The 15,828-nt window shown below is 58.0% G+C and carries 16 protein-coding genes; 8 read left to right on the top strand and 8 right to left on the bottom strand.

Annotated elements, in window-relative coordinates:
- Positions 1-3 precede the first annotated feature (3 nt).
- From ACTF58_RS05615 to ACTF58_RS05635, 5 genes are read left to right on the top strand one after another with little or no spacing between them, the layout of a single operon-like run.
- On the top strand, positions 4-981 hold the full coding sequence (locus tag ACTF58_RS05615; protein WP_438990991.1) for a membrane dipeptidase: 978 nt from the start codon (positions 4-6) through the stop codon (positions 979-981).
- Entirely contained in the window at positions 978-2,645 is a 1,668-nt protein-coding gene (locus ACTF58_RS05620; protein ID WP_438990992.1) for a hypothetical protein, read from the top strand. The genes ACTF58_RS05615 and ACTF58_RS05620 overlap by 4 nt, the downstream gene beginning before the upstream one ends.
- An 8-nt stretch (positions 2,646-2,653) precedes the next feature.
- Complete coding sequence (locus tag ACTF58_RS05625) at positions 2,654-3,205, top strand: DUF3726 domain-containing protein (RefSeq protein ID WP_438990993.1); 552 nt, start codon at positions 2,654-2,656, stop codon at positions 3,203-3,205.
- Between the two features lie 45 nt (positions 3,206-3,250).
- A complete protein-coding gene (locus ACTF58_RS05630; protein WP_438990994.1) occupies positions 3,251-3,781 on the top strand; it encodes a TetR/AcrR family transcriptional regulator in 531 nt (176 codons plus the stop codon).
- Between the two features lie 5 nt (positions 3,782-3,786).
- Positions 3,787-4,188: an META domain-containing protein gene (locus tag ACTF58_RS05635; RefSeq protein ID WP_438990995.1), complete on the top strand. Its 402-nt coding sequence runs from the start codon at positions 3,787-3,789 to the stop codon at positions 4,186-4,188.
- On the opposite strand, the gene recO is transcribed toward ACTF58_RS05635, so the two are convergent.
- The 7 genes from recO to ACTF58_RS05670 form a co-directional block, all read right to left on the bottom strand.
- Positions 4,175-4,909 (bottom strand): DNA repair protein RecO, encoded by a 735-nt coding sequence (recO, locus tag ACTF58_RS05640; protein ID WP_438990996.1) that lies wholly within the window; start codon positions 4,907-4,909, stop codon positions 4,175-4,177. The two genes, ACTF58_RS05635 and recO, sit on opposite strands and share 14 nt — an antisense overlap.
- A 10-nt stretch (positions 4,910-4,919) precedes the next feature.
- Positions 4,920-6,155 carry a Tm-1-like ATP-binding domain-containing protein gene (locus tag ACTF58_RS05645; protein WP_438990997.1) on the bottom strand — a complete coding sequence of 412 codons (1,236 nt, stop codon included), beginning with the start codon at positions 6,153-6,155 and terminating at the stop codon, positions 4,920-4,922.
- A 1-nt stretch (position 6,156) separates the two neighbouring features.
- Positions 6,157-7,092, bottom strand: a complete 936-nt coding sequence (locus ACTF58_RS05650; RefSeq protein WP_438990998.1) for a phosphotransferase enzyme family protein — start codon at positions 7,090-7,092, stop codon at positions 6,157-6,159.
- Entirely contained in the window at positions 7,089-8,570 is a 1,482-nt protein-coding gene (locus ACTF58_RS05655; protein ID WP_438990999.1) for an aldehyde dehydrogenase, read from the bottom strand. Before ACTF58_RS05655 ends, ACTF58_RS05650 begins: the two co-directional genes overlap by 4 nt.
- A 6-nt stretch (positions 8,571-8,576) precedes the next feature.
- Complete coding sequence (locus tag ACTF58_RS05660; protein WP_438991000.1) at positions 8,577-10,097, bottom strand: tripartite tricarboxylate transporter permease; 1,521 nt, start codon at positions 10,095-10,097, stop codon at positions 8,577-8,579.
- A gap of 12 nt (positions 10,098-10,109) precedes the next feature.
- The gene (locus ACTF58_RS05665; RefSeq protein WP_438991001.1) at positions 10,110-10,649 is read right to left on the bottom strand and encodes a tripartite tricarboxylate transporter TctB family protein; all 540 of its coding nucleotides are present in this window, start codon (positions 10,647-10,649) and stop codon (positions 10,110-10,112) included.
- A gap of 73 nt (positions 10,650-10,722) precedes the next feature.
- Entirely contained in the window at positions 10,723-11,667 is a 945-nt protein-coding gene (locus ACTF58_RS05670; RefSeq protein WP_438991002.1) for a tripartite tricarboxylate transporter substrate-binding protein, read from the bottom strand.
- A gap of 155 nt (positions 11,668-11,822) precedes the next feature.
- On the opposite strand from ACTF58_RS05670, the gene ACTF58_RS05675 reads away from it, so the two are divergent.
- From ACTF58_RS05675 to ACTF58_RS05685, 3 genes are read left to right on the top strand one after another with little or no spacing between them, the layout of a single operon-like run.
- Positions 11,823-12,605 carry an IclR family transcriptional regulator gene (locus ACTF58_RS05675; RefSeq protein WP_438991003.1) on the top strand — a complete coding sequence of 261 codons (783 nt, stop codon included), beginning with the start codon at positions 11,823-11,825 and terminating at the stop codon, positions 12,603-12,605.
- Complete coding sequence (locus ACTF58_RS05680) at positions 12,602-13,273, top strand: HAD-IA family hydrolase (RefSeq protein WP_438991004.1); 672 nt, start codon at positions 12,602-12,604, stop codon at positions 13,271-13,273. The genes ACTF58_RS05675 and ACTF58_RS05680 overlap by 4 nt, the downstream gene beginning before the upstream one ends.
- A complete protein-coding gene (locus ACTF58_RS05685; protein WP_438991005.1) occupies positions 13,270-14,625 on the top strand; it encodes an aspartate aminotransferase family protein in 1,356 nt (451 codons plus the stop codon). The genes ACTF58_RS05680 and ACTF58_RS05685 overlap by 4 nt, the downstream gene beginning before the upstream one ends.
- On the opposite strand, the gene ACTF58_RS05690 is transcribed toward ACTF58_RS05685, so the two are convergent.
- On the bottom strand, positions 14,622-15,797 hold the full coding sequence (locus ACTF58_RS05690) for a lytic murein transglycosylase (protein WP_438991006.1): 1,176 nt from the start codon (positions 15,795-15,797) through the stop codon (positions 14,622-14,624). The genes ACTF58_RS05685 and ACTF58_RS05690 overlap by 4 nt on opposite strands.
- Between the last annotated feature and the right edge of the window lie 31 nt (positions 15,798-15,828).

Consider the following 15,828-nt stretch of genomic DNA (forward strand, 5'->3'; position numbering starts at 1 on the left):
CCCATGTATCGCATCGACAACCTCCAATACGCCAACTGGTCTGAGAAAATCTTCCGCCAAATGCGTGAGGGCGGGTTGGATGCGGTCCATGTGACCATCGCCTATCACGAAAACTTTCGTGAAACCGTGCTCAACATGGAGCAATGGAACCGCTGGTTTGAACTCTTCCCAGACTTGATCCTGAAGGGCCGTTGGGCCAGCGATATTCAACTGGCGCATGAGACAGGCCGAACAGCCATCTTCTTTGGCTTCCAGAACCCATCGCCCATAGAAGATGATATCGGCCTCGTCCAAGTGCTGCACGACCTTGGCGCGCGCTTCATGCAGCTGACCTATAATAACCAGTCGCTCCTTGCCACGGGATGTTACGAGGCCGAAGACACAGGCCTGACGCGAATGGGCAAGCAAGTGGTGCGCGAAATGAACCGCGTGGGGTTGGTGGTTGATATGTCCCACTCCGCCGACCGCTCCACAATTGAGGCGGCGGATTTCTCCGAGCGCCCCATCGCGATCACCCATGCCAACCCCCACACATGGCAGCCCGCCCTGCGCAACAAACGCGACGACGTGATCCGCGCAGTGACCTCCAATGGCGGTATGCTCGGCTTCTCCCTCTACCCTCACCACCTCAAAGACAAATCAGCCTGCACTTTGGAAAGCTTCTGCCAAATGATCGCAGACACAGCCGCAAAATTTGGCGCAGAGCATCTCGGCATAGGCTCTGATCTCTGCCAAGATCAGCCTGATAGCGTGGTGGAGTGGATGCGAGTGGGCCGCTGGACCAAAGAGATCGACTATGGCGAAGGCTCCGCCGCCGCGCCCGGCTTTCCGCCCATGCCAGACTGGTATCAAGACAACCGTCACTTTGGAAATATCGCCCAAGGCCTTGCAGATGTCGGCTTTTCCACAGCTGAAACAGAGGGGATCATGGGCGACAACTGGTATCGCTTTTTTGAGCAAAACTTTGGACCCACCCCATGACAGATCTGGTGATGCGCCCGCCTGAGCAAGTGATGACACTCTCTCGCCTCGGGAGCCTGCACCAATGTCGACTGTCCTTCATGCGCCAGCTCTTGCGCCGTATGCGCCGCGAAAACTGGCAGATCACCCGCCCCCGTTTTGATATTTCCATGCGCGGCGAAGGCGTCGCCGTCTATACGGCTCAAGGCCCCACGCGCGCCTATTCGCTTGTTGCTTTCGCTCATGACCTACCCGACGAGATGCGCTCTGACCGCGTCATCGCCACAGCATGGGACGCAACGTTCACCCTCTTTGACGGCATCCCGACAGAGCAGGATATCGAGCGGCTGCGCGCCAATGTGCCCTTGCAGGAAGCGGGCCGGGTCAGCGAAAAAGAGCTGTCCCTGTCTCGCGCCAACCGGTCTGCGCGGCTCTGGGACTATGTTGTCGACTGCCTCGCCAAGGGCGAGCAGCCTGACACGGAAGAGCTTGCAAACGTCGGCTACCTCATGCGCACAACAGCCGTTTATGGCTCTGGCAAATTCGGAGCATCTGATCGTGCTTTTGTTGGCGCGAGGTCCGAGTTTGAAGCGCCCTTTCAAGTCGAAATGCTCTCGGTCTACCTCACCCGCGCTTTTGTCGCCGATCTGGTCGAGCACATGGCAGCGCTCAAAGAGCCTGACGCGGCGGTGCCGCTTGCCCCTGCGCTGCGCCGCAGCCTCGGGATCGGGAACTCCACAGGCCTCGGCATGGCCCCCTTCCTTGTCAATCATCCGCGCCTCTTGAACAATTGGATCATGGCCCGCGAATACGCCCTCGCCAAAATTCGTGCCCTTCCAAGGGCCACCCTGTCTGAGATCACGGCGTTCAAGACCGCCTTTGAAAAGGCTCGCGCCTCTGTGGCGCTCTGGCGATCCGATCACCCGATCCAGCAGGCCAAACTTGCCGCGCTTGGCAACGACATTTGCGCGCTGGAAAAAAAACTCCGGTCCTTTAACGGCGCGGAAGATGCGCCATGGAACGCCCTCTACCTCTGGGCCGAAGGCGCACTCTCTGAGGAAGGCCAAGAACTGGTCGTCTCGCTTCTCATGGAGCCGCACGGCGCAGTGCTTGAGGGCCTTGGCGCCTGTATGCAAGCCGATGAGCACGCGCTCTTCCGGATCGACGGCGCAATGCCTCTCAGCACCCTAAAATCGCTGATCAAAACGCATTATGCTTGGGCGCTCGCCACAGATTGGCACAGCCATGACGCCTCCGCTCGGCTCTGGTATGTCTCAGAATCCAAACTTGAGCCGCGCCTTGGCGAGCGCTTTGAAGAGCCGCTTGAGCCCTATGAGCAGCCCCTCGCGCCAGGCCGTGACGCCGCCTTCCTTTTTGCCGCGCTCAACGAGACAGACCACAGCACTGTGGCGGCCTTTCTCGTAGCGCACCCTGAGCACCGCCATATCGTGCGCCGCGTGCAAATGGCTCCAAGCCACCCCTACGCCGAAATCCGCGACAACACGATCGGCGCAGATATGAAACCGATCGATATGCTGCGTGCAAAACTCAGCTTCTTTGGGGCAACGCATTTTGACCCCCGCTCAGACCGCTGGGTGCGGATCAATATGTTTCGTGGCGCACCCTACCCGCACGAACTGGCCCACGATCAGGATGACACATGGGTCTATGGGGCTGCCCGATGAGCTATTCCATGAGCGAAATTGAGAGCCACTGCCGCAAGGCCACGCGCGGTGCAGGCTTTTCTTGGGGCGAGGCCGAGGACGCGGGCCAAGCCGTGCGCCGCCTTTCCGCCGCTGGGCTGGCCGGGGCCGATGCGCTTTTGGCCTGCCTTACAGCCCGCGAAGCAGGCAAAGTCAAAGACAGCGCCTGCCCGATCAAACTTGGCAACCAGATGATTGATGGTGCAAAACCAGACCTGAACGCGTGTCACACCCCGCTGTTGCTCCTGCCGTTCTTAAGCCTTCTTGCAGACGATCAAGGCACGGCGCTGAGCTTGCAAGGCAAAACCTTTCAGGGGTTGGCAACACCTGATGGCGGGCTCCATCTCATTCATCCTGCCCCAGAAGACAGCGGTTTGCGCATCCTGCCTTCAGCAGCGCCAAGCGCAGAGCTGGTTTGGCGCGCCGAATGTTCACAAGAAACCTATGACGCCCTCAACCTGTTTTGCCAGCGCACCTATGCGCCAGAAACAGACGCCAGTCGCGCAAAAGGCGCAGGCGCTGGAGAAGATGGTAACGCGTAAAGCATATCACTTGTTCGAGACCATACGCTCGCATAGGCTTTCTCCATGACCAAAACACGCCTCACACAGCAAGACTGGATCGACGCTGGCTTTTTAGCGCTCAAAGCGCAAGGGCCCGCGGCCCTAAAGGCAGAGCCGCTTGCGCGAGCGCTCAACACAACCAAAGGGTCATTTTATTGGCACTTCCGCGACGTGCCCGCTTTTCAAAACCAAATGCTCACCCATTGGGAAGAGGCAGCGCTGACAGGGCTGATTGCTGAAATCGAAGAGCAAAACACAGCCCACACAGCTTTGCAAAAATTTGTGCATCTGGTCGCTGATCCTCAAGGCGCAACCACAGCCGTAAGAGCTTGGGCACAATCAGACCCATCGGTTGCCAACGCGCTCGCAGAAATCGACAATGCGCGCCTCAAATACCTCGCCGCATTGCTCAAGCGCGCAGGCGTCAGCAATCCGGATATCGCCAAAGCACTCTATGCAGCGGCCATTGGTGCCCAGATATTGCCGCAGACAGAAGCTGGCGCGACGCAGGCCTCTCTCGATACCATGATCGACCTTATTCTGGCACTGAGATGAAGCCGATGAAACACAGTCTCCATGTTTTAACGCTGCTCACTGCGCTGGCAACCCTTCCCGCCTGCCAATCAGACGAAACACTGCGAGGCTTCAGCGGCGACACAAGCCTCTGGCATTTGCAAGAGATCAACGGTGCCGCCTTTCCGGCCCGCGCCACGCTCAACTTCCCCGAAAAAGGCAGGCTTGCAGGTAAAGCGCCGTGCAATCGCTACTTTGGAACCCTAGAGGTGCCTTATCCGTGGTTTGAGGCGCGTCAAATCGGCGTCACCAAAATGGCCTGCCCCGATTTGGCCGCCGAGGGCCTCTTCTTTGCAGCGCTCGCAGAAATGACGCTGTCTGAAGTCTCGGGCGACACGCTCATCCTGAGCAATGACGCAGGCCAAGAGATGGTGTTTAAAGCGGAGTGAACCGCCGCTCAAAGACAGTTAGAAAGCGTGCCCGCGCATCAGGCAAAGGCTTTGTGCCCAGCTCTGGCGCAAGATGCTCGGCCAGAAAATACCCCGTCAGTCGTAAGCCCGCAGCGACCTCGGTATCATCCGCATCGCCTTCTCCGAGCAAAACAGGCGGCAGTTCCAAAAGCTTGCTCGCCCATTCGCCCGCGCCCGCTGCGGTGACAGCACGCCCTGTCTTGGGCGACACATAGGCAAGCCCCTCTTCTGCGCCCGTCACGGCACAACAGCTCAGATCAAGCCCGAAGCCCAGCTCTTCCAAGAGCGCCACCTCCCACTTGAGGTAGGCCAGTGGCCAGATCTCGTCTTGCCCGAGCAAGTCCATCAAGGCCTCAGTGCGCCTGTAAAGCGGTAAGTGCACTTCCCGCTCAGGCAAGGCATAGCGCAGCAAAGCCGTCACTGTATTCAGTCCCGCCAAAGCAAGGCGCGAGTTCATGACCTGCGCCGAACGAGAGCGCATGAGTTCGGCGCTAAAGCTTCCCAGATGCTCTTCAAGCCGTGCGCGCCACATTAGATCAAGCTGCGCCCCCGGCTGCAAAACCGGAGCCATCTTGCGGCTTGCCCCACCGCGCACAACACCAGAGTGCAAGCCGCGCTCAGGCGTGAGCACGTCAAGAATGGCGCTGCTTTCGCCATGGGGCCGAACGGCCAGCAAAATTCCAGTGTCACGCCATTCCATGCGCGCGAGATTAGCGCGTCACAACGCCCTCTGCGAGCCATTTATCAAAGACAGACAGCACCGCCTCGGCAAAGGCTGCGTCGTTGATATGACAGTCAAGTGCATGGCTCGTGGCGTTTGCGGGTATCTGCTGTTGCATAGCGCCCATAAAGGCCGCAAGACCTGCGCCATCATGCAACGGCGCGCCCTCACGGTCCCACTCGTTACAGCCCTGAAGCGGCAGAAAAACCTCGGTTGGCCCAGTCGCCTGCGCAAGCTTGCCACACATCACTTCTGCCAGTTCCACGCGGTCCTCGGCTCCGATCATCGCCGAGCTGAGCAAGCGGTTGTGCGCATGGGTCTCATAGCCTGCAAGCCGCGCGGGCGGCTCCTGCCAGCCGACAAAATCCACCAGATCATAACACCCAGGCGCAATCATCTGTGGAACGCCTTTGCGCCCCGCATTGGTCAAACGGTCCGCGCCTGCGGTGATGTTTGAGCCAAAATGGTGGTTGGTCACTTCCTGCGGTGCAAAGTCCATCACGGCTGCAAAAGCGCCCTCGGCGGCCAGCCCCTCAAAGGCGCGCCCGCCCATGCCCGTGGCATGAAACACCGCCACTTCAAAGCCGCGCTCTTCCAAAGCTGGTTTGAGCGCCACCATATAGCGAAGCACGGTTTTGCCAAAAGAGGTCATGCCAATCAGCGGCTTGTCCCATTTCGGCGGCTCCACAGCCCGCGCCGCGCCCAGAACAGCGCCAGCAGCTTGGCTCAGGGAGGATTTGCAAACCGAATTCAGCCCATAAAGTCCACCGCCCCACAAGATCATCTGAATATCAGGCGCAAGCCGTTCGGGCGGCAACATCGCCGAGAACGACACTGTCGAAACAACATATTTCGGCACGCCCAATGGCAGTGCTGCGCAAACATCAAGTGCAAGGTCTGTGCCCATAGAACCGCCAAGCACAATCACACCGTCAAACTTGCCCGCTCGGTAAAGCTTGAGCGCCAGCGCTGAAGCGCCCTCAGCCATGATCTGCATCGCAACGTTTTCATCCCCTGCCGCAATCGCGGCCTTGATGGTGCTTCCGCCCGCTTCGGCCACATCATGCTTGGAATAATCCGTGGGCTTTGACGGCTCGCCCAAAACGCTCACATCCATCGTGGCCACCTGTCCACCCTGCGCACGGATCACATCAGCCAGATAGCCAAGCTCATCATCTTTGGTGTCATAGGTGCCCACAATCAGGATCGTTTTGTCTTGGCTCATCTCATCTCTCCATAAACGCTTGCGCCAGTTTGAGCGCAGTTGCATTGGCCCGCGCCGCGCGCGCGGCAGTGTTCGGCTCGCCCGCTCTGTCCATAAACCAGCCCGGATAGGTAAAAGCACGCAGCATCAGAAACAGGTCCAGCTCTTCAGCATCAACCTTGGCGCGCACAGCATACCCCTCACAAAGTGCAACGCGCAATTCGGGGTAGTCGGGCTTATCCATAAACCGTAACAGAAATGTCGCCAGCTCAAAGCTGCGAAAGCCATAGCCACCATCGTCAAAATCTATGAGGCCAACCTTAGCCCCGTCCCACATGACATTCTGGCCGACGAGGTCGGCATGGATCAACCCGTAGTCAAGCGCGCTTTCCCGCTCGGCCAAGGCTGCATCCGCCTTGCCACGCGCCGCCAGCACCAAATCGCGCTCAGCCGCACTAAAATCAGGGTGCTGCCAAAACTTCCCCCACAACGGCGCATCGCCCAAAAGCCCCGCGCGGTCCCATGCAGGGCGGGCAAAGCCCATAGACGGCTGCCAAGCATCGCAAGCCGTGTGCAACGCCGCCATGACCGCGCCAAGCTTGCGACAGAACGCAGGCCTGTCGCTGACATTTTCCATTTCGCCCGGCTCCCCCAAGGGCGCGCCGTCAAGCCATGAGATCATACTCACAAGCTGGCCTTCAACCTCGGTGACAAGCGCCCCAGATGGCAAGGCAAGAGGCCGCGGCACAGGCAAGCCCGCCTCTGCCATGGCCTCAATCCACGCGAGTTCGTGGCGTAACTCTTCTGCGCTGCGATAGCCGATACGGTGCAGGCGCAGCGCATAAGTCTCTCCTGCTTCCACATGGTAAACCACATTCTCACGCGCCGCAGCCAGCCTGATCTGCGGGCGTTCAAACCCCCAAGACCGAGCCGCTTTTGCCGCGCGCTCCAAACTCAAAGTTGAATCCAAGCCGTTTTAAGATCGACATATTTTTCGATCGCGTGAAGCGATTTGTCATGCCCGTTGCCCGACTGCTTCACGCCCCCCAGTGGCACGGAATTATCCGATCCACCATAGGTATTCACATGAACGATCCCCGCGCGAATGCCGTGCACCATACGGTGCGCACGACTTAAGTTGGAGGTCCAGACACCCGCCGAAAGGCCATACTCCGTCCCGTTGGCAAGGCTCACGGCCTCCTCATCCCTGTCAAACGCTGTGACTGCCAGCACAGGACCAAAGACCTCATTTTGGAAAACGGTATGCCCGCGCTCGACGCCCGTGAGGATCGTCGGCGCCATATAATAGCCCCCTGTTCCTTCCAGTATGCGTCCGCCGCCGCTGATAGCCTCGGCCCCCTCAGCCACCGCTTTTTGAACAAAGCCAAGGTTGCCCTCAAGCTGCGGCATAGAGTTCACCGCGCCAATCTGTGTGCCAAGATCAAGCGGATCACCCACCTTGAGCTTCTCGGCCTCTGCCGCCATCAGAGCGACAAACTCGTCATGCACCGAGCGCTCGACCAAAAGCCGCGAGCCGGCCACACAGACCTGACCCGAATTGCGGAAAATCCCCATTGCCGAAACCTTGGCCGCAAGCCCCAGATCAGGCGCGTCAGCAAAAACGATGTTGGGCGATTTGCCGCCAAGCTCCAGATAAACACGCTTGAGATTGGAGCGCGCCGAATATTCCAGCAAGCGCCGGCCCACGCCCCCAGAGCCCGTGAACACCAAGACGTCGACATCATGGCTCAGCGCCAGCGCCTCCCCTGTCACAGCGCCCTGCCCCGTGACGACATTCAAAACCCCGTCAGGCAGCCCCGCCTCGGCGCAGATTTCTGCAAGCCTGAGGAGCGAAAGCGACGCCGTCTCGGCGGGTTTCAAGACCACAGAATTCCCCGTCGCAAGCGCTGGCGCAAGCTTCCATGCGCCAATCATCAGAGGGAAGTTCCAAGGCACAATCGCGCCCACAACTCCGACAGGCGTATGATGCACAAGCCCCAAAACGTCGGGGGCCGTCGGCGCGACCTCGCCATAAATCTTGTCCAGCGCTTCGGCGTAATAGCGGAAGGTTCCCGCCGCCGATCCCGCCTCGGCCTTGAGCGCCATATTGAATTCCGTGCCGTTGTCGCGCACGCCCAAAACGGTCAACTCAAGCGCATATTGCTCGATCAAATCGGCAATCTTGTGCAGCACTTTCTTGCGCCCCGCGGGCGGCATATCGCGCCAGCGCCCGTCTTCAAAGGCGCGTCGGGCCGCCGCCACCGCGCGCTCAACATCAGGGGCCGTCGCCCCCTCGATCGTGGTGAGCTTTTGCCCGTCAATCGGAGACAAAACATCAAACGCCTCACCCGACGCCTCTTGCCACGATCCGTCAATAAACAGTTTTTGCGGCGCGATTTCTACGTGGCGCAGCGCGTCAATATGGCTCTGGTCCATTAGGTGTTACCTCATTTGTGTGTCGTGCATATCATGATCAAGCTCAGGCTGATGCGCGCGATATTCTTTTAACAAAGTGCGCAAATGCAGAGCCAAAACCAAAAGGATCAGACTGAACAGAATAAAAGCAATGGGTCGATCAATCATATCCAACGGCGTCTTGAGGCGTGGCAGTGAAGACCGCAGTTTCACTTCCATAATCCCGCCCAGAACCATCCCAAGGATAATCGGGACAATCGGCAGGTTGAGGCGTTTTAAAATCAATCCCAAAACCCCAAACCCAGCCGCAATCATACAATCGGTCAGCGAATTTCTCAGGCTGTAAACCCCGACAAAAGACAGGATCAGGATCATTACGCCCAGAAACCGTGTCGGCACACGAATGATCCTGGTGAGTAGGTTTGTGGAGAACAGCAAAAACACCACAACGATCACGTTGAGCAGAATAAGCGCCATATAAAGCCCGTAAACCAGATCAATATTGTTCTGAAAAAGCTGCGGCCCCGGAATAACATTGTGCACATAAAACACCGAAAGCATCATCGCCGTAAGCGCTTCGCCGGGAATGCCCAGCGCAAGGAGAGGGATCATTGCAGCCGCAGGCACAGCATTGTTCGCCGCTTCCGAGGCAATCAGCCCTTCAGGCGAGCCTTTGCCAAAAAGATCAGGCTTTTTCGAGCTTTTTTGCGCATAGGTATAGCTCATGAATTGCGCCGTAAATTCTCCTGTCCCGGGGATCATCCCGAGGATCACACCAAAACCCGACGCCACAGTGGCGACGCGCTTGTGCTTCAGAAGCTCCTTAAACCCGTCGGTCATCCTGCCAGTGACGGGTTTGGCGTCAGGGCTAGTGTCAGGTGCCGTGAGCAGGAAAAAAGCTTGGCTCAAAGCAAACAGACCCAGCACAACCACAATCAGATTGATCCCCGAGCTGAGAAACGAATATCCGAACGTATAGCGCTGCGTATAGGTCACAGCGTCAAGCCCGACCGTCTGAAGAAAGATCCCGAACATCGCCAGCAAACCCGCCGCAAATATCTGCCCACGGTGCGCAAGAATAACGAGAATAATCCCCAATAGGGCCGCGAGGAAAATCTCCCGACTGCCAAACATTGGCGCAATATAGGCCAGCACTGGCGACAGCAGGATAAGACTGATAATGCCAAATATCCCGCCCCAAAACGACGCGCTATAAGCCAGCGATACGGCGCGGTGTCCCTCTCCACGCTCCGTCATTGGGTAGCCGTCATAAGAGGTCAGAGCATTGACAGCCGTGCCTGGCGTATTGATCAAAACAGCAGGGATCGCCCCCCCATACATCGAAGAGCCATATATGCCCAACAGCATGGTCAGCCCGACAATCGGCTCCATTGAAAACGTAGCCGGCAACAAAATCGCAATCGCAACCGCAGGGCCAACCCCCGGGATCGCCCCGATAATCACACCACCGATAGACCCCACCAGAAGCGCGGCAAAAACGTCCCATCGGGCAAGCATTTCAACGCCAGCAATCAGATTTTCAAACATAAGGTCTTCCGATCAAAAATATGTCAGCATGATTTGGCGCAAACCGTCTGGCAACAGCTCATAAATCTGCCCTGCAGGTAGCTTGACCTGTAAGAACGTTTTGAACAACACCACAATAACAACCGCACTCACAGCCGCAGAGATCAAGGCTGTCTTGCTGCGGTATCCAGCGCGCAAAACCAGCAAAACAGAAAAGAGGACTGTGGAGGGCAAGTAGCCTGCCCATGGCACAAGCACGGCATACATGATGAACCACGCTGCGTATTCGAGAGACGAGGCCCAAAGCAGAACCTCCTGCCAACGCCCCTGAATGCGCTCTGACAGCAGCGAGCCGATGAGATGAAACAGCGCAAAGCCCGACATCCCGAGAAGCGACACTGCGGGCCAGAATCGTGGCTGCGCGAAAAGTTTTCCATTGGGCTTATAGGCCGTCTGGGTAAAAATCTGCGCGAGAAGAAACAGAGAAACACCCAGCACCACCCAAGCAAAAACAATATCCCCAGGCCGGCGATATCGCTGAAAAAGGGCTTGCAGCGTTTTGACGCGTGACATCGAGATCTGTCCTGTCTGAAAAGGGCCAAATACAAATCGGGCAGCCAAAGCTGCCCGACCCGTCATTTGAAGATCAGTTGTTAAGAATGGAGTCGATGCTGTTCAGGGTCGCAATATCCTTGCTGATCTGCGCCTTAACATCGTCAGCCGACTGCCAGTAGACAAGCGCGCCTGTTTCCGCCGCGAGCTGCTGCGCACGCTCAGACATCACAGTCTTTGACGCGACCGCAATTATCTTTTCGCGCACATCCTGCGGCGTGTCTTTGTGCACAAAGAGACCGTTCCAAAGCGCAACGTCCAGCGCCGGAGCAAGCTCGGCCACAGTGGGCGTATCAGGTGTCAGCGCAATCCGCTCGGCTCCGATCGAGGCGAGCACTTTGACCTTATCAAGGCACGGCAGGATCAGCTGCAAAGTTGTGTTGATCACATCCACATCACCAGAGGCCAGTGTGTTGCAATCCAGCGCATCAAAGGCTGCATCTGAGGCATAGGCAAAGCCCATCTCTTTGGCGAGCGCCATGGTCACCTGAGTTGGCACCAAAGGCGCGCCAAAATGCCCAAGCACAACGTCATTATCGCTCGCATGGGTCGCCAGCCCCGCCATGTCGTCATACGGCGCATCCGCACCCGCAGCGATCACGAAAGGATAGGTCAAAAAGTTGCCAAGCGGCTCAAACGGGTCGGGGTTTAGCTCGGGAATGCCAATCTGCGGACCGACAACAGGAATAGCAATAATGAATGAGCCGATTGTATAGCCGTCAGCGGGCGCATTCGCGACTTCAATCGCGCCGGGGAACGGGCCACCGCCGCCACCGGGTTTATTCACAACCGCCGCAGGCACGCCATAGGCTGCCTGAAAATCGTCCGCGATCATCCTTGTCAGCACATCTTCCAAATCACCTGGAGGCCACGGCACAACAAAGCTTACGGGTTTTTCGGGATATTCGGCCAAAGCTGCGCCGCCCATGGCGGCCATGCCGAGCGCCAAGGCGCTGCCGAGAAGTTTGTTACCTAGCATTGTTATCTCCCTGATCATGCTGGTTCATTATTTGAACCGTTGGTTCTAAAACAGATTGACAGAGCCACACCGAGTCTGTCAACACCTTTCACAAGCAAGTCAGGCACGCGCTGGCTTACACCTCCAAACGCGCGACGAAAGGCGAAAAAGACCCCATGGGAACCGTGTCCAAAGCCCTGTCATTGCTCAGCTTTTTCAGTCGATCCCGTAGCCTGATCGGGCTGAGCGAGATGTCTCGCCTCTCAGGCATGAACAAAACAACAGTGCACCGAATGTTGAGTGAATTGCAGTCAGAGGGGTTCGTTGAACAGGCCGGCGTGGGCCGCGAATACCGCCTTGGCCCTGCCTTTTTGCGCCTCGCAGCCCTGCGGGAAGCAACCGTTCCGATGCGGGATCTGGCCCAAAGCCTCGCCGATGATCTCGCCCAAAAGACGGGCGAAACAGCCCATGTCTCGCTTCTGAATGGCGATGTGCTGAGCACAATAGCCTACGCCTACGCACATCAACACGGCCTCCAGGTCACAATGGACGATGCCGAAATCCTGCCACTTCACGCCACAAGCTCGGGCCATGTTGTGCTGGCCTATGGCGATGCAGATTTTACCAAAGCCGCGCTTGCCCGCCCGCTTGAAGCCTTCTCCACAGGCACAATCACAGACCGCAACGCGCTGAACCTCATGCTCAAAGACATTCGCGCCCAAGGCTATGCAGAGGCCGTCAGCGCCTTTGAAACCGATGTGCATTCCTACGCCGCGCCGCTGTTTGATGCCCAGAAAAACTGCATTGGCGCGATGGCTGTCGCCGCCCCCACAGCACGAATGACACCTGAGGGGCGCGCCTCCATTCGGGCCGCGCTCTTGGAAGCCGCCCCGCGCCTAACACGCCTTATGGGGGGCTTTCTTCCCGAAACTTACCTTCAGAAAGTCCCGCCCCTATGACCTCCTGTCAGCCCAAAGCGCTCATTCTTGATTTCGGCGGCGTCATTTCCCGCACCCTGTTTGAAACCCATGATCTGAGCGAAAAGGCCCTCGGCCTGCCCGCAGGCTCCCTCGCATGGCAAGGCCCTTTTGCGCCCGAGGCCGACCCGCTCTGGCAGGCGATGCAAGCGGACGACATATCAGAGCGCGACTATTGGAAAACTCGCACCACCGAAGTGGGCAAGCTCGTTGGCCAAAACTGGACCGAGATGAGCGACTTTGTCCGCGCTGCGCGCGGCGCTGATCCAGACGCCGTTATCCGCCCCGAATTTCGCAGCACCATAGCTGCCTGCAAATCCGCAGGCATCCACCTTGCGATCCTCTCCAACGAGCTCGATCTCTTTTACGGTGCCGACTTTCGAGAAAAGCTGCCGTTCCTGACCGACTTCGACGTCATTGTCGACGCGACCTACACAGGCATCCTCAAGCCCGACGCCCGCGCCTATGAGCAGGTTTTGCAAGAGTTGGGCCTGCCTGCCGCCGCCTGCGTCTTTGTCGACGACCAACTTCGCAACATCAAAGGGGCAGAGGCCGTTGGCCTGCCCTCGGTTCATTTTGACGTAATGGACCCGTCTCACAGCTACTCAGAGGCTCTGCGCCTCCTTGATCTTGAAAGGACAGCCCCGTGAAAGACAGCAACTTCCTCAAAGAAAAGAACGCCCGCTCCCTCTGGCATCCGATGGCGCACCCCGCCGACAGCCTTGCCAATCCGCCCACAATCGTGACGGGTGCCGAGGGTGTGAGCATCATTGATGTCGACGGTCACAAAGTTGTCGACGGGGTCGGCGGCCTCTGGAATGTCAACCTCGGCTTCTCCTGCCAGCCGATCAAAGACGCCATTTCGGCACAGCTCAACCAACTGCCCTATTACTCGACATTTCGCGGCACAACCAACGACGCGGTGATCGAGCTTTCTGAGGAGCTGCGCGATTTCTTTGAGCCTGATGGCCTCACGCGCGCCTTTTATACATCTGGCGGTTCGGATTCCGTCGAAACCGCCCTGCGCCTTGCGCGCCAGTATCACAAAGTCAAAGGCGAGCCTGCGCGCACCAAATACCTCAGCCTCAAGAAAGGCTATCACGGCACACATTTTGGCGGCGCATCGGTGAATGGCAACGCAAACTTCCGCACCGCCTATGAGCCGCTCATGGCGGGCTGTTTTCATATCCCCGCGCCCTACCCCTATCGCAATCCATTCAATGAAACCGATCCTGAAAAGCTCGCGCATCTTTGCCTGCAAGCGCTGGAAGACGAAATCGCCTTCCAAGGCGCGGGCACAATTGCCGCCTTCATCATGGAGCCAATCCTAGGCGCAGGCGGCGTTATCCCGCCACACAAAAGCTTCATGCCCGGCGTGCGCGACATCTGCACCCGCAATGGCATCCTACTAATCGCCGATGAAGTCATCACAGCCTTTGGGCGCACTGGCTCTTGGTCAGGCAGCCGTCACTGGGGCGTGAAGCCAGATTTCATGTGCACGGCAAAAGCCATCACAAACGGTTACTTCCCCTTCGGGGCCGTAATGATCGCCGACGAGGTGGTGCAGGTCTTTGAACAAGACAAAACAGGCAAGGCCGCCATCGGGCATGGCTATACCTATTCGGGCCACCCCGTTGGCGCTGCCGCAGCGCTCGCCTGCCTCGCCGAAACCAAGCGCCTCAAAGTCAATGAAAACGCCGCTGCGCGCGGGGCTGAGCTGTTTGCGGGCTTGCAAGCGCTGCAAGGCAAATACGAGATGATCGGCGATGTGCGCGGCGGCCACGGCCTCATGTGCGCACTGGAGCTGGTGTCAGACCGCGCCAGCAAAACACCCATAGGCAAAGCTCCAATCGCGACCTTGCAAGAGGTCACTTACCAAAACGGCGCAATGGTGCGCGTCTCGGGGCCAAACGTGATCCTCTCTCCGCCCCTCGTGCTCACATCTGCCGATGTAGAAACAATCCTGACAGCGCTTGATGTCGGCTTTGCCACCGCGAGTTAAAGCCGGTTGAGAAGCTGGCGCGTGGGCCACGCGTCAGCAGGCATCCCCAGTTTTTGTTGCATATCCTGCACCGCCGCGCGCGTGCCAGCCCCCAAAATGCCGTCGATCTTGCCAACGTCATAACCTTTGCGCGCAAGCTTTTCTTGCAGGATTTTCAAATCGCCCCCCGCAAGCCCGCGCTCGGGCTGGCCCGCGTCAAACACAGGCGCGCCGCCAAAACGGTTGGCAAAATACGCCGCTGTAAGCACATAGGTAAAACTCTGGTTCCACTCAAAATAAACCCGAAAATTCGGATAGGCGAGAAACGCAGGCCCCTTGCGCCCCTGCGGCAAGATAAGCGATGCAGGCAGTCTCCCCGCCAGCGTGCCATGGCGCGACCTCACCCCCATCTTGGCCCAGTCTGACGCCTTCATTTGCGTGCGCAACCCCGACTTTGACCAATCCATCGTCTCAGGCACAACCACCTCCTGCAGCCAAGGCTCGCCTGCACGCCACCCAAGGTGCTTCAGCATTTTGGCACCGCTCAAAAGCGCATCAGCGGGCGACGTTTTGAGCAAAATATGCCCGTCCCCGTCGCCATCCACACCGTTGTCGATAATATCCTGCGGCAGCATCTGCACCATGCCGATCTCACCCGCCCAGGCGCCCGTGGTTGTGGTCGGGCTAAAATCGCCATGCTTGTAAAGCTCCAGCGCCGCAAAAACTTGCGGGCGGAACAACTCGGGGCGGCGACAGTCATGGCTAAGCGTCATCAGCGCGTTGAGCGTGTTGAAATCTCCCTGAAAGGCACCGAAGTCGGTTTCAAACGCCCAAAACGCCAGCAACACACCCCGGCTCACGCCATACTCCCGCTCCACACGGTCAAACACGCTGTCATAGCGTTTCGCCATGCTGACGCCCTTGTTCAAGCGGTCGTTTGAAATAAGCCTGCGGGCAAAACTCGTAAAATCAAGCTGGAAGACCCCCTGCGCACGGTCTGCTTTGATGACTTTGCTATCAGGGCGCACATTGGCAAAAAAGCTGTCCACCAGCCCCGCCTCATAGCCCTTGGCGCGAGCCTCTTTCTTTGTTTCGCTCACAAATTTTGAGAAGGTACCGCCACATTTGGCCGCCCCAAGCTGGGGCACACAGACCCCTGCCACAAGCACAGCCATTTGAAAAATTTTACGCATAACACCCTCTAAACCAAACAGAAAAACCCGT

Origin of the sequence: Lentibacter sp., from assembly GCF_965657785.1 — a bacterium.
Taxonomy (GTDB): Bacteria; Pseudomonadota; Alphaproteobacteria; order Rhodobacterales; family Rhodobacteraceae; genus Lentibacter.